Annotated in this window: 14 protein-coding genes; 6 read left to right on the top strand and 8 right to left on the bottom strand. The window is 51.6% G+C overall.

Features of this window, described 5'->3' with window-relative positions; translation table 11 throughout:
* Positions 1-205: 205 nt before the first annotated feature.
* On the bottom strand, positions 206-547 hold the full coding sequence (locus IC21_RS04065) for a YqkE family protein (RefSeq protein ID WP_013859571.1): 342 nt from the start codon (positions 545-547) through the stop codon (positions 206-208).
* A 236-nt stretch (positions 548-783) separates the two neighbouring features.
* Between IC21_RS04065 and IC21_RS04060 the strand changes: the two genes are divergently transcribed.
* The 4 genes from IC21_RS04060 to IC21_RS04045 all read left to right on the top strand — a co-directional run bounded on the left by IC21_RS04060 (position 784) and on the right by IC21_RS04045 (position 5,223).
* Positions 784-1,434, top strand: coding sequence for a 5-bromo-4-chloroindolyl phosphate hydrolysis family protein (locus IC21_RS04060; RefSeq protein ID WP_017553629.1), 651 nt, complete (start codon positions 784-786; stop codon positions 1,432-1,434).
* The gene (locus IC21_RS04055; RefSeq protein WP_013859573.1) at positions 1,431-2,633 is read left to right on the top strand and encodes a toxic anion resistance protein; all 1,203 of its coding nucleotides are present in this window, start codon (positions 1,431-1,433) and stop codon (positions 2,631-2,633) included. The genes IC21_RS04060 and IC21_RS04055 overlap by 4 nt, the downstream gene beginning before the upstream one ends.
* Positions 2,634-2,814: 181 nt before the next feature.
* Entirely contained in the window at positions 2,815-3,738 is a 924-nt protein-coding gene (locus IC21_RS04050) for an alpha/beta hydrolase (RefSeq protein WP_029142083.1), read from the top strand.
* Positions 3,739-3,813: 75 nt separating this feature from the next.
* Positions 3,814-5,223 carry a glycoside hydrolase family 18 protein gene (locus tag IC21_RS04045; RefSeq protein ID WP_029142082.1) on the top strand — a complete coding sequence of 470 codons (1,410 nt, stop codon included), beginning with the start codon at positions 3,814-3,816 and terminating at the stop codon, positions 5,221-5,223.
* Between the two features lie 116 nt (positions 5,224-5,339).
* Here the strand turns inward: IC21_RS04045 and IC21_RS04040 are convergent, their stop codons facing one another.
* The 3 genes from IC21_RS04040 to IC21_RS04030 all read right to left on the bottom strand — a co-directional run bounded on the left by IC21_RS04040 (position 5,340) and on the right by IC21_RS04030 (position 7,862).
* Positions 5,340-5,681, bottom strand: a complete 342-nt coding sequence (locus IC21_RS04040; protein ID WP_029142081.1) for a YolD-like family protein — start codon at positions 5,679-5,681, stop codon at positions 5,340-5,342.
* Positions 5,678-6,913 carry a DNA polymerase IV gene (locus IC21_RS04035; protein ID WP_013859577.1) on the bottom strand — a complete coding sequence of 412 codons (1,236 nt, stop codon included), beginning with the start codon at positions 6,911-6,913 and terminating at the stop codon, positions 5,678-5,680. The genes IC21_RS04040 and IC21_RS04035 overlap by 4 nt, the downstream gene beginning before the upstream one ends.
* Positions 6,914-7,064: 151 nt before the next feature.
* On the bottom strand, positions 7,065-7,862 hold the full coding sequence (locus IC21_RS04030) for an SDR family NAD(P)-dependent oxidoreductase (protein ID WP_019720637.1): 798 nt from the start codon (positions 7,860-7,862) through the stop codon (positions 7,065-7,067).
* Positions 7,863-8,353: 491 nt separating this feature from the next.
* Here IC21_RS04030 and proC point away from each other — a divergent pair, with 491 nt between their 5' ends.
* Entirely contained in the window at positions 8,354-9,184 is an 831-nt protein-coding gene (gene proC, locus IC21_RS04025; protein WP_019720634.1) for a pyrroline-5-carboxylate reductase, read from the top strand.
* A 41-nt stretch (positions 9,185-9,225) separates the two neighbouring features.
* Here proC and rnz read toward each other — a convergent pair whose 3' ends face one another.
* Entirely contained in the window at positions 9,226-10,143 is a 918-nt protein-coding gene (rnz, locus tag IC21_RS04020; protein ID WP_017553637.1) for a ribonuclease Z, read from the bottom strand.
* A 272-nt stretch (positions 10,144-10,415) separates the two neighbouring features.
* Here rnz and zwf point away from each other — a divergent pair, with 272 nt between their 5' ends.
* Positions 10,416-11,915 (top strand): glucose-6-phosphate dehydrogenase, encoded by a 1,500-nt coding sequence (gene zwf, locus IC21_RS04015; protein WP_029142080.1) that lies wholly within the window; start codon positions 10,416-10,418, stop codon positions 11,913-11,915.
* 58 nt (positions 11,916-11,973) lie between these two features.
* On the opposite strand, the gene IC21_RS04010 is transcribed toward zwf, so the two are convergent.
* From IC21_RS04010 to IC21_RS04000, 3 genes are read right to left on the bottom strand one after another with little or no spacing between them, the layout of a single operon-like run.
* A complete protein-coding gene (locus IC21_RS04010; protein ID WP_029142079.1) occupies positions 11,974-13,185 on the bottom strand; it encodes a DNA polymerase IV in 1,212 nt (403 codons plus the stop codon).
* A gap of 19 nt (positions 13,186-13,204) precedes the next feature.
* Positions 13,205-13,732 carry a chemotaxis protein CheW gene (locus tag IC21_RS04005; RefSeq protein ID WP_080588404.1) on the bottom strand — a complete coding sequence of 176 codons (528 nt, stop codon included), beginning with the start codon at positions 13,730-13,732 and terminating at the stop codon, positions 13,205-13,207.
* 6 nt (positions 13,733-13,738) lie between these two features.
* A complete protein-coding gene (locus IC21_RS04000; protein WP_019720629.1) occupies positions 13,739-14,860 on the bottom strand; it encodes a tripeptidase T in 1,122 nt (373 codons plus the stop codon).
* Between the last annotated feature and the right edge of the window lie 167 nt (positions 14,861-15,027).

The following is a 15,027-nucleotide window of genomic DNA, read 5'->3' as shown; positions in this document are numbered from 1 at the left end:
TCGGCAAAGAATGCATCGCGTTCTTTGCTTTTTTCTGTTTACTTATTTACCATGTCCCGGCCATTCTTTCTTGGTTATGCCGGAAATCATCCGTTTTCCCCGTACAAAGGAAGAATTTCCTTGCATACGGCAAATGAAAATCAGGGCGTCATAAATAGGACAGGCAGTTGCGTGAAAGCGAATGCCTGTCCTATTGCCATCTTTTTTAGCCTTTATATCGTTTCCAATCCAAATCGGATTCTTCCAGTAGTTCCGCAAACGATTTGTTCCGCTCGCGCTGCTTCCGTTCTTTTCTTTTCCGTTCTTCTTCCGCCCTCTTTTTTTCTGCTTCCGCTGCTGCAAGTTCCTGCTTTGCCTGCCTCAATTTTTCGAGCACATCTTTTTGCAGCGCATCCTCCAGCCGCACTTTCTCATCCTGTTTTCCTTTTTGTTGCGCCTGTCTCTTTTTTGCCATTTTCCGCCGTTTGCAAAGCCCGCATGCCGCAAATGCAGCCGGAGGCATTTTGCAAACCGCTTTCACCGCCCTTCTTCCATCTTCTTTTTTCATTATAATACATTTACCGGCGCTTCATCATCCATCAGGCGGTCCGTTCATAGGGAAACCGGGCTTTCCCGGGCTGAAAAATTTTTCCGGATGCTGGTTTCTCTCTTTAAATCAATGCGGTATCTCTGGTATAGTAGCGTTAAAGAAGAAATTTGCAAGGTTTTTGAATCCTTCCGGGGCTGCTTTTCGTATAAGACTTATGGCCGAATCAACCAAGATCGTGATCAGGGGTGTCGATGATGAAATTCTTTATTGGTACGGTGATTCGCACCGTGATGACCATTCTCAGCGTTTTTCTTCTCTTTCTCGCCATTTATTTTTCATCCGGCCATCTGTTCTGGCTGTCGCTTTTGCTTTCGCTTGCCGGCGGCTTTCTGATCAACCGGCTTGTGAAGTGGCAGATGTTCCGGCGTTTTCTGAAAGCGCAGCAGCTGACGCGGAAAGATTATCAGTATATCCGGAAAAACCTGAAAGAAGCGGACGAAAAAATCAGGCGGCTGCAAAAAACTTTTTTATCCGTCCGTTCAATCAGCACGTTCAAACTTTTTTATGATATGAATAAAGTCATCAGGAAAATACAGGCACTGGTCAAAAAAGAGCCGAAACGTTTCTATCAGGCTGAATCCTTTTATTTTTACCATTTGGATTCGATGGCGGAGCTTGCGGAAAAATATGCCCTCCTGCAATCCCAGCCTGTGAAAAACAAAGAAATGGCCGTGCAAATCCGGGAAACGGAAGAAACGTTAAAGCAATTGGGACGTGAAACAGAGAAAGATCTGTACCATATGCTTTCAACGGATATGGACGAGCTCGATTACGAACTGGCATACGCCAGGCACACGATCGAACGCAAATCCCCTTCCAGGCATGAAAGGAGTGCAAAAAAGTGACAGCAGATAAAGAACTTTGGCAGGAACCAACAAGCGGCGGGCTGGATGACCTGCTTGCCGATCCGTTCGGCGCGCGTGACGCCATGCTGCCGGAAGAAGGGCAGAAAACAGAGCCTGCTGCCGGAGCAAAACCGTCCCGCCTTGTGGATATGCTGCCGGAGGAAAACAGGCAAAAGGCATACGAACTCGCAAAACAAATTGACCCGGCCAATCACCAGGCCGTCATTTTATATGGCACGCAGGCGCAATCGAAGCTGCTGAATTTCTCGCATGCCATGCTTGACCAGGTCCAAAAAAAAGATATCGGGGAAATCGGCGATATATTAAATGACCTGATGAAAAAACTTGAGCAGGTGAATCCCGAAGAACTCGCCCCGGAAAAGAAAAACTTCTTTTCGCGCATGTTCGGAAAAATTTCCAATTCGGTGCAGGAACTGCTTTCAAAATACCAGAAAACGAGCGCGCAGATCGACCGCATCAGCGTAAAGCTCGACCTCTCGAAAAAGACATTGCTGAAAGATATCCAGCTGCTCGAACAGCTGTATGAAAAAAACAAAGATTATTTCCATGCACTTAATATTTATATTGCAGCCGGCGAACTGAAGCTTGAGGAACTGAACACAAAAACGATTCCTGAAATGAAGAAAAAAGCAGAAGCAACCGGCGACCAGATGGCCTTCCAGGAAGTCAACGACATGATCCAGTTTGCCGACCGGCTTGAAAAACGGCTGCACGACTTAAAATTAAGCCGGCAAATCACGATCCAGAGCGCGCCGCAAATCCGGCTGATCCAAAACACAAATCAGACGCTGGCTGAAAAAATCCAGTCTTCTATCATGACGGCCATCCCACTATGGAAAAACCAGATTGCGATTGCGCTGACGCTTATCCGCCAGCGCCATGCGGTCGAAGCGCAAAAACAGGTGTCCAAAACGACCAATGAACTTCTGCTGCGCAACGCCGAAATGCTGAAATCGAACACGATCGAAACGGCACAGGAAAATGAGCGCGGCCTTGTCGACATTGAAACGTTGAAAAAAACGCAGGAAAGCCTGATTTCAACGCTCGAAGAAACGCTGCGCATCCAGCAGGAAGGAAGAAGCCGGCGGTTCCAGGCCGAACAGGAACTGGCGACGATGGAAAACGAACTGAAACAAAAACTGATGAACCTGAAAGGGCCGGATGCCGGGGCGTCCTGACTGGGACGGGCAAAGCAGGACAAACCGGCCGGAAAGCCCGTTGCCGCTTTCAAAAAAAGATCCATCCGGAAAAGCGGCAGGAGCCTGAAAATAAACCGGCGCAACCGGAAACTTGCGCCGGTTTTTTCTTTCCGCTTATTAAATCCGGCATCTTTTTACTTCATCATGAGGAGGGATTTTGATGAAAAAGTGGTTCTCCCTGCCCTGCACGGCAGCAGCGCTTGCTGCAGGCGGGATCGGCTTTTACATGTCAGAGCGGGTGATGCATATCCGAAAAAAAGAGGACAGCCTTGTCATAAGCCGTGAAGTGGCAGCGAAAAGGCTGGATCTTAAAGCGTACGAAGCATTGCCGAAAGAAGAAGTGTTTATTCCGTCCCCATTCGGTTACAAACTCAAATCGGTTTTTGTAAAGCCGTTTCCCGAGTCGAAAAAATGGATGATTTTTTGCCATGGCGTAACGGAAAACAAAATGAATTCCGTTAAATATATGAACCTGTTCTTGAAACGGGGCTTTAACGCTGTCCTCTATGACCACCGCCGCCACGGGGAATCCGGGGGCAGTACAACGAGCTACGGATACTATGAAAAGCATGACTTAAAAGCGGTAGCGGATGAACTGATCCGGCGCGAAGGGGACGGCATCTTTTTCGGGATCCACGGCGAATCGATGGGCGCCGCCACGCTCCTACTGTATGCCGGCGAGCTTTGCGGCCGCGCCGATTTTTACATCGCCGACTGCCCGTTTTCCTCGTTCCGGGCGCAATTGATCCGGGAATTTACGCGGGAAACGCGGCTTCCCGGAAAATGTTTTTTTCCGCTTGCCGATTTTTTTGTCCGCATCCGTGACGGCTACTCGCTCCGCCGTGTGTCGCCGATTGATGTAGTCGGCCGGATCAAACAGCCGGTCCTCTTTATCCACAGCGCCAAGGACGACTACATTCCGCCCGCGATGACCAAAGCGCTGTATGAAAAGAAAAAAGGGCCGAAGCAGCTGTTTATTGCCGAAAACGGCGCCCACGCCCAGTCGCTCAACTTAAACCGCGAACAGTATGAACAGGCGATTGATGAATTTCTTGAAAAAATGGCGGCGCCCCGTAAGCTTTAATGCCATTTTTTTGCGAACGTCCGCCCATGTGGCTGAATATGGTATAGGAGCCTATCAAAACAGGGAGTGTCTATGATGGAAATCTATACCGTACAGCAAGGCGATACCCTTTGGCGGATTGCAAACCGCCTCGATGCCGATCTTGCCCAGCTTTTTTTGGCAAACGGGCTGACTGCATCATCCCCGCTCGTCCCCGGCCAGGCGCTTGCCGTTCCTGACCGGTTCTTTCAGTACATCGTCCAGGAAGGGGACCAGCTCGGCACGATTGCCGCACGCCTCGGCGTTCCGGCACAAGCGCTTATAAACGCCAACCAGCTCCGCAACCCCGCCTTGCTTTTTCCGGGGCAGGTGCTTTTTATCCCCTACCGGAACCATACGGTAACACAAGGTGAAACTTTATACAGCATTGCCCGTACTTACGGGACGGACATGGGGGCCATTATCCAGGCGAACCGGCTGCCCAGCACGGCTCTTTCCGCTGGCCAGGTGCTGCGTGTGCCCGCACCCGGCCGCCCTGTAAAAGAAGTCAATGCCTATACAACCAGGTTCGGCGCTGCGGGCACCGCCGAAGTTTACCAGCTCGGGCTGTATTTTACGTACTTGTCCCCTTTCCGCTATACATTCCGCGAAGACGGCAGCCTGACGTCGCTCAACGACCGCTCCGTCCTTCAGGCAGCGGAAGCAAACGGCGTCCTTCCACTTTTAATCCTGGCCAATTTCACTTCGGAAGGATTCAGCTCCGATCTGGCTGCCCGGCTGCTTCGCAATGAAACATTGCAGGAAACTTTGATCAGCAATCTTCTCGCCACGATGCGGCAAAAAGGGTACAGGGGCATCAATTTTGATTTTGAATACGTGTATCCGGAAGACCGCGACCGTTATACGGCGTTTCTCAGGCGCGTCGTCCGCCGGTTCCGCCCGGAAGGCCTGCTCGTCTCGACTGCGCTTGCGCCGAAAATTTCCGGCACGCAGCCGGGGCTGCTTTACGAAGCCCACGATTACGGCGCACACGGGGCGATCGTTGATTTTGTTATTTTGATGACGTATGAATGGGGATGGGCCGGCGGCAGGCCACGTGCCATCGCCCCGATTCCTGAAGTGAGGCGTGTCCTTGACTATGCCGTTACCGTCATTCCGCGGAATAAAATCATGATGGGGGCGCCGCTTTACGGGCGCGACTGGAGAATCCCTTGGCGCGCAGGCACAACGGCGCGCACGATCAGCCCGCAGGAAGCTGTTTCCCTGGCGGCACAGTACGGGGCTGACATCCGCTACCACCCGACCGACCAGGCGCCTTATTTCCGTTACACCGATGCATCAGGCCAGCAGCATGAAGTCTGGTTTGAAGACGCGCGCAGCATGCGGGCAAAAATCAATTTGCTGAACGAATACGGGCTGCGCGGAATCAGCTACTGGGTGCTCGGCAATCCGTTTCCCCAAAACTGGGTCGTGCAGCAGGCGCTCATTCAAGCAAGAAAACGGTAATCCACAAAAAACGGACGGATGCTGTTTCATGGAATGCTGCTTTTTGCCGCATTTCCCTGCATCGCCCGTACGAAAACAATCCGCCCGGCAGGTCTTTTCAGGCTTGCCGGTTTTTTTCATGCCTGCTCCACTTCCGTCACCGCGGAAAGTTTGATCGATATCCGCTCCCCTGTCTCCCCTGCCAGCTCCAGCTTTTTTTCAAGCGGCTGGAATTTTGTAATGGTACCGGTGGCTGTAAGAAAATCCCCCGCTTCAAAGAAACGGACCGTAACCGGCACGTGCAGCCGGCAGGCAGATACGAGCATGCGGTTCATCTCTTCAAGCTGCTGCTCATCGAGTTCGGGTTTTGCCTGTTTCTCCTGTTCTTTCTGCCATTTTAAAAGCGCCTGCTTATGCTCGGGCAAAAACATGCGTGACCCTTCCCAAAGTTTGTTGCCGCGCTGCAAGCGGACGCTCATTTGTAATGCCCTCCTATCTTTTTGGCACGTTCAAGCGCCTGACCGGCCTCAAGCAGCGACACGGCGCGGATGACGGCGCCGGAACCGTATTTCTGCTTGATACGGTCGACCGCATACCCGATCTTTCTTTCCCCCTCCCTGTTTTCAAACAGATCAAGCTGCCGGATAGTATCCCGCGACAGGCGCGACAGCCCGACGCTGATACGGCGGACCGGATTTTTGTCCCAAAACGAAAGAAACAGCCGGCATGCCGCCCGGTAAACGTCCATTGTCCCGTTTGTCGGCGCCGCAAGCGTCATCTGGCGGTGAAAGCCGGACGGATGTGCATCATCCGCCCCCTGGCAGCCGACCGAAACACAAGCGCCCATGACGCCTGAAGTACGCGCCCGGAAACAGACTTCCTCGCAAAGTTCAAGAAGGGCGACTTTGATTTCATGCTCAAAATCGGCGTAGTCGCGCGGCAGTGTCATCGCATGCCCGATCGCTTTCTGCCCGGCGTGCGATTCCCGCAAGACGGGCGACTCATCAATACCGTTTGCCGTCTCCCACAGCACCTGGCCGCCAATCCCCCACCGTTTTTTTAAAACGGCAAGCGGAAAGCAGGCAAGCGCGCCGATTGTATAAATGCCGAGCCGCTTCAGATGCTGCTCCATCCGGCTGCCGACACCGAACATCCTGCCAACCGGCAAAGGCCATAAATGCGTTTTGAGATGATGATGGTCCAGTTCAAAAATGCCGGTTTTGTTTTTCTTTGCAAAATGGTCGCACGCCATTTTCGCCAGCACTTTGTTTGGCCCGATCCCGCAGCGAGCATACACGCCGGTTTCTTCCATGATGTCCCGCTGGATTTGCGCGGCGATCTCGCGCGGCTCCCCGAACAGCCGCCTGCTGCCCGTTACATCCATGAACTGCTCGTCAACTGAATACGGTTCAACCATATCCGTATAGCGGGCAAGAATCGAAGAAATCTGCACCGATACATCGAGATAGCGCTGCATGCGCGGCCGGACGATGACGGCATCCGGGCAGAGCTGCTGCGCTTCCCACAGGCGGAGCGCATTCTTCACGCCGCGCTTTTTCGCGAGCGGGCAGGCAGCGAGCACCACCCCGGACCGGCGCGCCGGATCGCCCGATACAATTACGGGTTTATCCCTGTATGCCGGATGATCGGCTTTTTCCACACTTGCATAAAAAGACTGCATATCGACGAGAAAAATCACACGCTGGCTCATCTTTCAACCCCTCTTACCTTAGAAACTGAACAACCAACACGAACTATAGTTCTTATTCTATTCCTCATTATAAACGAATATACGTTCTTTCGCCAATTGTTTTTTCAGGCAGAGGGGCTATATTTTTCCAAAACGCGCATCACACCGGCTGCTATTTTTTAAAGAAAGCCCGTCGTCCGAGCCTTTCCACAAGCCCGGGGAAAAGCCCATGGATGGTGGCGGATGCATTCATCCATTTTGGCGCATTGATTTCACGCCGGTTTACAAGCATCGTATCTGTAACTTTTTCTGCAAGTTTTTCGGGATCCAGCATCCATTTTTCAATATTTTTCCGGTAAGTGCCGGACCGGTCGGCAATGTCGAAAAAACCGGTTGCAACCGGGCCGGGATGAACGGCTGTCACATAGACGCCGAACCGCGCCATTTCCATGCGGAGGCTGTCCGTAAAGCCGCGCACCGCAAACTTGCTCGCCGCATAGACGCTTGATTTCGGGGTCGCCATTTTGGCCGCCTGGGAAGCAATATTGATAATATGGCCGGCGCGGTTTTTTTGCATATGCGGGACAACCGCCTTGGTGCAGGCAATGAGCCCGATGACATTGACATCAAACATCCCCCTGACATCCTCCATGCGGATATCCTGCACTTCATCAAAAACGCCGAAACCGGCATTGTTCACGAGCACATCAATATGGCCGCAGCGGTTATAAATCGCTTCAAAAACAGCAGGAATTTTGCCGTGTTCCGCCACATCGCAGCGGACGGCCAGACACGAAACCGGGTAAACTGCTTCGATCTCCGCCTTGATTTTTTCAAGTTTGTCAAGGCTTCTGGCGAGCAGAACAAGGTTAGCCCCGTTTTTGGCGGCGGCAAAGGCGATTTTTTCCCCGAGGCCGCCGGAAGCACCGGTAATCACGACCGTTTTCTTCCGGATCCGTTTATTTGCCATGTTGCCATTTTCTCCCTTCTATCCTGAAAATTTGTGCTTGTCCATTTTTCCTCAGCTGGTGCCGTTTGCCGTGGCATGGATGCCTATTCTGAAAAATGGCGCCGGCTAATTTTCATGCTTACACCCGTCAGGCGTTCATTGCGGCATGCACGCCGGGCACGGATTTTTTATCTGAAAATTCGTGGAACCATCCTTGACAACTCCCCGATTTTTCTTCATAATAAGTAATACCATTTTGATAAGCGATCGGCTGTGACCAGGACCAGTAAGCCAGGTATGATGCAAGAGAGCGGGGTTCTCAGGCTGGAAGACTCCGCCATCCGCTGCCCGGTCGAACCTGCCTGTGAGCTGTTTGGCAAAACCAAACCGGATGAAAACCGTTAACCAAATGAGATGCAGGATGGATTCCTGCAATAAAGGTGGTACCGCGGAACATGCCCTTTCGTCCTTTACGGATGAAGGGGTTTTTTGCTTTGAAAGGAGGCATTTGCATGAAAATCTCATTTATTGGCGCCGGGTCCATGGCCGAAGCGATGATCAGCGGCATGCTTGAAAAAAGAATCGTAAAACCTGGGGACATCCGCGCCCATAACCGCACGAACAAAAAAAGGCTCCACACTTTGGAACAGAAATACGGCATCCAGGCTGCAGACGGCCTCAGCCAGCTTTTTGAAGGCCCGGACGCGGTCATCTTAGCTGTAAAACCGAAAGACGTCCCGGATGTGCTCGAATCGGTCCGGCCGCTCGTATCCCCGGACACGCTGCTGGTATCGGTAGCGGCCGGCATCACGATTCCGTTTATCGAAAACAAGATTGGCCGGCACATTCCTGTTGCGCGCGCGATGCCGAACACATCGGCGAAAGTCGGGCTGTCGGCAACCGGCATCGCCTTTAACGCCGCCGCGACAAAACAGCACCGGCACCGGGCGTTTGCCATTTTTTCGACAGTCGGCATGGCCATCGCGGTAAAAGAAGAACAGCTCGATGCCGTAACCGGGCTTTCGGGGAGCGGGCCGGCGTATATTTATTATATCGCCGAAGCGCTCCAGCAGTCAGCTGCAGAAATCGGGCTCGACGCACAAACGGCAAAACAATTCATCCTCCAGACGATCATCGGCGCAGCAGAAATGCTGAAAACTTCAGCACAACCGCCGGAAGCGCTCCGAAAAGCCGTCACAAGCCCGAACGGCACCACCGAAGCCGCGATCCGCGTCCTTGACGAACGCGAGGTCAAACAAGCTTTCATTGACTGTGTAAAAGCAGCAGCAAAGCGGGCAAATGAATTGTCGAACGCAGAAGAAGAAATCCCCGCAAGAGAATAACCGGCAGCAAAAAAAGCGGCAGGCAAGCCGCTTTTTTTGCTTTAAAAAACAGGCACTTCCATCAAATCATGGACAAGCAGGCTGTCGGGGAATAATGCTTGCGCTTCCTGCTCAAGCGCCGGCCAGTCTTCTTTTCCGTACCTGGCACTGATATGGGTGAGAAGCAGCCGTTTTGCCTCCGCCTGCTTTGCCGTTTGCGCCGCGTCCGCCGTCGTCGAGTGAAAATAATCATGCGCCATTTGCCCGCTCTCTTTGTTAAACGTTGCTTCGTGAATGAGAAGATCGGCATTGGCTGCGAGCCGGATTGCGGCCTCATTCGGCCTTGTATCGCCAAGGATGGCAATGATCTTTCCCTTTTTCGCCGGGCCAAGATAATCTTTTCCGCTGATCACGCGGCCGTCTTCCAATGTTACCGTCCGGCCTTCTTTCAGCAGCCGGTAAACAGGGCCCGGGCGGATCCCTTCTTTTTTCAATTGATCCGCATCCAGCGCGCCCGGTTTGTCTTTTTCGGCAATCCGGTAGCCGAAGCTTTCGATCCCGTGGTCAAGCCGCAGGGCACAAACCATAAAGCGGTCGTCTTCAAATACCGTCCCTTCTTCAATTTCGATGATCTCCAAAGGATATTTCAGATGGGTTTCGCTCACCTTCAGGGAAACTTCCACAAACGCTTTTGTGCCTTTCGGGCCGTAAACGGTAAGCGGACCGTTCCCGCCCTGGAACGACCGGCTCCCGAGAAACCCGGGAAGCCCGAAAATATGGTCGCCGTGCAAGTGGGTGATAAAAATTTTTTCTACTTTGCGCGGTTTGATGTTGGTGTGCAAAATCTGGTGTTGTGTTGCCTCCCCACAGTCAAAAAGCCAGATTGCATTTCGTTCCTCCAGCAATTTGAGCGCAATGGACGTGACGTTTCTTGCTTTGGCAGGCACACCCGCGCCGGTTCCTAAAAATAAAATTTCCAAATGATGTCCCCCCCTTTCCTGCCGGATCCCGGCCGCACATATAGAACTATCTTATCATAATTTTACGGAAAGGAAACTATTGCATATCATTTGCGTATTTGCCCGTGAAAGTCTAGAATATAGTGACAATGAAATGGAGCCGGAAAGCGGAAAAAACAAATGATTTTTCCCTGCCTTTGAAATGAAACGGCTACAACAAGGCAAACGATAACCGTATCAGGACACAAGCCGGCCTTAAATCGTGATTTTTTGAACAAAGAGAGGTAAGAAAGATGCAGACAACCGAGACACCGAAATCGTTATTTATGCTTTTTGGCGCAACAGGTGATCTGGCGAAGCGCAAGCTGTTTCCTTCCCTGTACAATTTATACCGGAAAGGCAGGCTGTCAGAGCATTTCGCCGTGATCGGCACGGCAAGAAGAGAATGGACGGATGAAATCTTCCGTGCGCATATCAAAGATTCCATTCTGAGCGCGAGAGAACATGCTGAACAGCTTGAAGCGTTTGCCGCCCATTTTTACTATCAGCCGCATGATGTGACAGACAGCAACTCATACATACAGTTGAAGCAATTGGCGGATGAACTGGATGAAAAGTACCAACTGGAAGGCAACCGCATCTTCTATTTGGCGATGGCCCCGGAATATTTCGGGACGATTTCGGACCATCTGAAAAGTGACGGGCTTACCGCTACAAACGGGTTTAAACGGCTTGTTATTGAAAAACCTTTCGGGCACAGCCTCGAATCAGCGAAACAGCTGAACAGCCAGATCCGGAAATCTTTTTCAGAAGACCAGATTTACCGAATCGACCATTATTTAGGCAAAGCGATGGTACAAAATATTGAGGTCATCCGGTTTGCCAATGCCCTGTTCGAGCCGCTTTGGAACAACCGTTATATTTCCAACATCCAGATTACATCAAGCGAGATGCTCGGCGTGGAAGAACGAGCGCGGTATTACGAAGCGAGCGGGGCGCTCAGGGATATGGTGCAAAACCATATGCTGCAAATGGTGGCGCTTCTTGCAATGGAACCGCCGATCAGCCTGACAACAAACGAGATCCGGAGCGAAAAAGTGCGGGTGCTGCGTGCCTTGCGCCCCATTGAAGGAAAAGATGTGCCGGCATACTTCGTGCGCGGCCAGTACGGCCCGGGCGAAATAGGCGGCAAGAAAGTCCCGGGTTACCGGGAAGAGCTGAATGTAGCGCCGGATTCCCGGACCGAAACGTTTGTCGCTGGGAAACTGATGATTGATAATTTCAGATGGGCGGGCGTGCCGTTTTACATCCGTACCGGCAAACGGATGGCGACAAAATCGACGAAAATTGTCGTGCAGTTTAAAGATATCCCGATGAATTTGTACTACAATACAAATCATGAACTGAATCCGAATCTGCTTGTCATCCATATCCAGCCGGAAGAAGGGATTTCGCTTCATCTGAACGCCAAAAAACCGGGCCAGCATATGGAAACCACCCCTGTGCAGCTCAGTTTTGCAAGCAGCAGCAAAAACGGCATCAATACGCCCGAAGCTTATGAAAAATTGATCCATGACTGCCTGATGGGCGACGCGACCAACTTTACCCATTGGGATGAAGTCGCCTTATCATGGAGCTTTGTCGATAATATTTCAAAAGTGTGGGAAAACAAGCCGATTTCATTCCCGAATTACAAATCCGGTTCGATGGGGCCGAAAGCAGCTGATGAACTGCTGGAAAAAGACGGCTTCTTCTGGTGGCCGGTCGAAGATCTGGAAGTCGGGAACTGCTGAACCTGTTAAAAAGGAACACGCGCAAGGCGTGTTCCTTTTTTATGGGGTGTGCCGGTAATTACTTGCGGGGATCCGGCGGCTTTCCCGCTTCTCTCCCGGTTTGGATAATCTGCTCCCCGAATTTCTCGCGGAGCCGGCTGATTGCCTCATACAGCGGCTCTTTTTTGGCTGCGTCTTCATATGAAAACAGGCTCAGCTGCTCCGCTTCCGCCTTGCGGTCCGTTAAACCGGACGCGGTAATGCCCAAAAGGCGCACGGGCTGACCGTTCCAGTTCCGGATAAAAAGCGTGCGGGCGGCTTGAAATAACGCATCGCCGCTTTCAACCGGCCCTGCGCTTTTTTTGCTCCTCGTCACTGTTTTCCGGTCCGCGTAACGGATCATGATGCCGACATTGGTTGCCGCAACCTCCTTTTTTCTCATCCGTTCCGCCGTTTCATCCGCAAGCTTTTTCAATACGGCATCGATGCGGTGTTCCTCCTCCGTATCCTCGGGCAGCGTCACCATCCGCCCGACGCTTTTGGTGACGTTTATAGATTCGGGGTCAACAGGGCGCGGGTCTCTCCCGTTCGCCCTTTCTTTCAAACGGATGCCGCGGATGCCGAGGAGCTGCTTTAAAAGAAAATCATCCGCATGCGCCAGATCGCCGATGGTAAAAAGGCCGCGGGCGCTAAGCTTTTCCGCCGTTTTGCCGCCTACGCCGTGCATCTCGATCAACGGCTTCGGCCATAATAAACGGGGAATATCCCGCTTTCTTAAAATGGTGATGCCCATTGGTTTTTTCATATCCGACGCCGTTTTCGCCAAAAATTTATTCGGGGCGATCCCGATGCTTGACGGCAAATCGAGTTCCGCAAGAATTTGCTGCTGGATCGATTCAGCAATGGCAGGCGGCGTCCCCAGTTCCTCCAGGCCGGTAATGTCCACATAGCCTTCATCGATCGAAACCGGTTCGACCAAAGGCGAGTACGCGCGGAGAATCGAAAACATTTCGGCGGATGCTTTTTTATACAGTTCAAAACGGGGCGGCACGATTAAAAGATCCGGGCAGCGTTTTTTTGCTTCCCAGACCGGCATGGTCGTTTTTACGCCAAATTTTCTCGCTTCATAGCTGCACGTCACAATGATGCCCTTCCGTTCTTTCGGATTCCCGGCAACGGCCAGCGGCTTCCCTTTAAGCGCAGGGTTTTCCGCCATTTCAACCGAGGCGAAAAAACTGTTCATATCGACATGCAAAATGACACGACCGTTTTTCGGATAAAATGCTTTCATCTTCACCCACTCCGGCGCTTCACGAATTTTCGGCAGCTTCCTTCATATAAGCGGCAATGTCTGCAATCCCTTCAAGCGACGCCATAAACAAATCGGCATCCACAATGGTAATCAGCCTGTCCTTCAAACTTGCGACAGCCGTAAAATAATTTGTCCGCCCGTAGCCGGCAAGGCCGATCTGTTTTTTCTCTTCTTCCTGTATTTCCACAATATCGTTTGCCTCTTTGACGAGCAGGCCGACCGGAATGGCTTCCGTCCGGACGACGATCATGCGGGCGTCCTCTATGGAGGAAAGCGGTGTCTGGTAAAAACAGTGCGCGACGTCAATAATCGGGATCAGTTCATCCCTCACCTTCATGATGCCCCGTACAAATGCAGGCAGTTTCGGGACAGGATTGGCTGCTTGCGCTTTTTCAACAGAGATGACCGATCCGATATGAATGCCGTACTCCTCTTCCCCCGTTTTAAAAATGATATATTTATTGAGCGCTTCCAACTTATCGCTTCCTTTCTTAAAAAGGAAGCGGTTATCCCGCTTCCGCCTCAAATCCTGTTACTCCCCGCCGGCCACTTCCGCAATGGCAACCGCCATCTCAGCCAGTTTGACCAGTTCTTTAACCGGGATCCTTTCCTTTGTCGTATGGATTTCTTCATATCCTGTGCCGAGATTGACCGTCGGAATGTTAAAACCTGCAATGACGTTGGCATCGCTTCCGCCCCCGCTTTGCACCAGCTTGCTCTCGCGTCCGATTTTTGCCGCTGCTTTTTTGGCCACTTCCACCACCTGGTCGCCGTCTGAGAATTTAAATCCCGGGTACATGACCTTCACTTCGACTTCCGCTTTTCCGCCCATTTCAAGCGCCGTCTGTTCAAAAGCCGCTTTCATTTTGGCAACCTGCGCTTCCATTTTTTCCGGAACGAGCGAACGGGCTTCCGCCAGAATATCGACGCGGTCGCAGACGATATTGGTTGCCTGGCCGCCTTCAAAGCGCCCGATATTTGCGGTTGTTTCACTGTCAATGCGGCCGAGCGGCATTTTTGAGATCGCTTTTGCGGCAATGGTGATCGCGGAAATCCCTTTTTCCGGCGCGACACCGGCATGGGCGGTTTTGCCTAAAATGGTTGTTTTGATTTTGGCCTGCGTCGGGGCAGCCGTCACAATCGTGCCAACAGGGCCATCGCTGTCAAGCGCAAAACCGTATTTCGCTTTTAACAGCGAAGGATCGAGCGCGCGCGAACCGACAAGGCCGGACTCTTCGCCAACAGTGATGACAAACTGGATATCCCCATGGCGGATTTGGTCTTCTTTCAATACCCGGATCATTTCCAGCATAGCGGAAAGCCCGGCTTTGTCGTCAGATCCGAGGATTGTTGTACCGTCTGACCGGATCCAGCCGTCTTTGATGGACGGTTTGATGCCTTTCCCCGGAACGACTGTATCCATATGGGAAGTAAAATAAATCGGCGCCGCTTCAGGGACATTGCCTTTCAAAGTGCAGATCAGGTTGCCAAAGCCGTGCCCCGTTTTTGCTTTTGTATCATCCTCATATACTTCAAGGCCAAGGCCTTCAAATTTTTGTTTTAAAACCTTGCCAATTTCTTCTTCATGGCCGGTTTCCGAATCCACCTGGACCAGTTCCAAAAATTCTTTTACTAACCGTTCTTCATTTACCATGGAAAAACCTCCAATATGTATATGTACGTTAATAGTATAACGCGAATGATTTTACTTGTACAACCGGCGGCTTCAGGCTGTATGTGTCAAGTTTTTCTCGACAAGGTTTAAATATCGGGTATTCCAAGACACTCTTTTTGTACACTTTCGGCTACCGTGCTTCACTT

Origin of the sequence: Heyndrickxia coagulans DSM 1 = ATCC 7050 (assembly GCF_000290615.1) — a bacterium.
In the GTDB taxonomy this organism is placed as follows: domain Bacteria; phylum Bacillota; class Bacilli; order Bacillales; family Bacillaceae_C; genus Weizmannia; species Weizmannia coagulans.
Note: the sequence above shows the minus strand (reverse complement) of the source record. Positions and strands in the feature narration are given on the sequence as shown.